General features: G+C 52.3%; 2 protein-coding genes. One reads left to right on the top strand and one right to left on the bottom strand.

Annotation, left to right across the window (positions count from 1 at the left end):
* Positions 1 to 255: 255 nt before the first annotated feature.
* Positions 256 to 1,446, bottom strand: coding sequence for a NupC/NupG family nucleoside CNT transporter (locus RTY00_RS23000; RefSeq protein ID WP_008101354.1), 1,191 nt, complete (start codon positions 1,444 to 1,446; stop codon positions 256 to 258).
* 369 nt (positions 1,447 to 1,815) lie between these two features.
* Here RTY00_RS23000 and RTY00_RS22995 point away from each other — a divergent pair.
* Positions 1,816 to 2,856, top strand: a 1,041-nt coding sequence (locus RTY00_RS22995) for an Nramp family divalent metal transporter (RefSeq protein ID WP_312666500.1), incomplete at its 3' end; no start/stop codon positions are given.

Raw genomic sequence — 2,856 nt, 5'->3', positions numbered from 1 at the left:
GCTAGCCGGAATGATCTCGGAAGCGAGGCGGTGGCCAATCATGCCAAGGAATTGAATGCTCATGCGGTTCTCCTGAAGTGACGTCATGGAGAAAAACTACGGGCGCAGGCGGTAAGAACGGAAATTCAATATTGTGCAAAGGTTTTGCGTTTCACGGTGAAGCGGGTGATGGCGGGGGAAAAGCCGGGGCGAGGCGGGATAGAACCGATTGAAATAAATAAGAAGAGAAGGGCGAGCCGCAGCTCGCCCCTTTGATCAGAAGGCCAACACCAGGCCAGCGATAGCGGCTGATAGCACGCTCACCAGCGTTGAACCGTACAGCAGTTTCAGGCCGAAGCGTGAAACCACGTTACCTTGCTCTTCGTGCAGACCTTTAATCGCACCCGCCACAATCCCGATAGAGGAGAAGTTAGCAAAGGAGACGAGGAACACCGAGAGAATACCTTCCGAATGAGGTGACAGCTGACCGGCGATTTTCTGCAGATCCATCATCGCCACGAATTCGTTGGAAACCAGTTTGGTTGCCATGATGCTGCCCACTTGCAGCGCTTCGTGTGAAGGAACGCCCATCACCCACGCAAATGGATAGAACACATAACCCAGCACGCCCTGGAAGCTGATGCCGAAAATCAGATCGAACAGCGCGTTCAGACCGGTGATCAAGGCGATAAAACCAATCAGCATCGCAGCGACGATCATCGCTACTTTAAAACCGGCGAGAATGTATTCGCCCAGCATTTCGAAGAAGCTCTGGCCTTTGTGCAGGTCCTGCAATTGCAGATCTTCTTCACTATCGACGCGGTACGGGTTAATCAGCGACAGCACGATAAAGGTGCTGAACATGTTCAATACCAGCGCGGCCACCACATATTTTGGCTGCAGCATGGTCATGTAGGCGCCGACAATCGACATGGAAACCGTCGACATGGCGGTTGCTGCCATGGTGTACATGCGGCGTTGTGACATTTTGCCGAGGATATCTTTATAGGCGATAAAGTTTTCTGACTGTCCCAAAATCAGAGAGCTTACGGCGTTGAAAGATTCCAGTTTTCCCATACCGTTTACTTTTGACAGTACGGTACCAATGCCGCGAATCACCCAAGGTAAGATGCGGAAGTGCTGCAAAATACCAATCAACGCCGAGATGAAGATGATCGGGCAAAGCACGTTGAGGAAGAAGAAGGCGAGACCTTTTTCACTCATATTGCCAAACACGAAGTTGGTGCCTTCGGCAGCATATTTGAGCAGATGATCAAAGAAACCAGCGAAGCCTTGCACGAAGCCGAGACCGATGGAGGAGTTCAGGAAGAACCACGCCAACAACAATTCGATGACCAGAAGCTGTACGATAAAACGAAGACGGATGCTTTTACGATCGTTGCTGACCAGCAAGGCCAGCACCGCTACCACCACTAGTGCTAAAATAAAATGCAAAACATGGGACATGTCGGCTCCAAATTTGAGGAGGGTTGTATTTTGTTGCGTATTCTATGTAACGCGTTACTTAAAAACGAGATCAAAACCACATTATAAGTATTCGCTATCGCGATTTTTCTCAGATAAGTCTGACCGCTCACAACCCCATTACAAATCCATCACAAGAAATATCCACAAAAACATTGTCTATAAAATGACCCAAGCGTAGAGTCATTTGCGTTGCACGTATTTTTGGCAAGAACTGGCTTTACCGCAATGTATAGCAATGGCTATACTTCATAGCACCATCTATTAATACAATAACTATAACCAAATTTCATCTGCCTTGAATGACCCTTAATCTGGTCGGGTCAACAAGCGTTAAGACAGGGTAAAACTATGCTAGAAAGCCGCACCGCTGAGCGCGCCGCTCGCGGAGCCAGAAAGATCAAACTCGCGTTGCTGGGCCCCGCTTTTATCGCGGCGATTGGCTATATCGATCCCGGCAACTTCGCGACCAACATTCAGGCCGGCGCCGCCTACGGCTATAAGCTGTTGTGGGTGGTGGTGTGGGCCAATGTCATGGCGATGCTGATCCAGCTGATGTCCGCCAAGCTCGGCATTGCCACCGGCAAAAATCTTGCAGAACACATCCGCGATCGCTTCCCGCGTCCGGCGGTGTGGTTCTATTGGGTGCAGGCGGAAATCATCGCCATGGCCACCGATCTCGCTGAGTTTATTGGCGCAGCGCTCGGCTTCAAGCTTTTACTCGGCATTTCGCTGCTGCAGGGCGCGGTGTTAACCGGTATCGCGACTTACCTGATTCTGATGCTGCAAAGTCGCGGGCAGAAGCCACTGGAATTGGTGATTGGCGGCCTGCTGCTGTTCGTAGCGGCGGCGTATATTGTGGAGCTGTTTTTCTCCCAGCCAAAAGTGAGTGAGCTGGTGGTCGGTATGGCGCTGCCATCGTTGCCGACGTCAGATGCGGTCTTCCTCGCCGCTGGCGTGTTAGGCGCCACCATTATGCCGCACGTCATTTACCTGCACTCGGCGCTGACGCAGCACGGTAATAAAGGCAGCAAGGCGCAACGCTACAGCTCAACCAAGCTGGACGTGGCTATCGCCATGACCATTGCTGGCTTTGTGAATCTGGCGATGATGGCAACTGCCGCCGCAGCGTTCCACTTCAGCGGTCACTCCAGCATCGTCGATCTCGATCAGGCTTACCTAACGCTGCAACCGCTGTTGGGCGAAGCGGCGGCGATAGTGTTTGGTTTGAGCCTGGTGGCCGCCGGCCTCTCTTCTACCGTGGTTGGCACGCTGGCGGGACAAGTGGTGATGCAGGGCTTTATTCGTTTCCACATTCCGCTGTGGTTCCGCCGCACCATCACCATGTTGCCCTCTTTTATAGTTATCTGGGCGGGCTGGGATCCCACGCGC

It is taken from the genome of Pantoea sp. CTOTU49201 (assembly GCF_032054795.1).
GTDB classification, from domain to species: Bacteria; Pseudomonadota; Gammaproteobacteria; order Enterobacterales; family Enterobacteriaceae; genus Pantoea; species Pantoea symbiotica.
The sequence above is the reverse complement of the archived record's forward strand: the minus strand, read 5'-3'. Positions and strand labels throughout refer to the sequence as shown.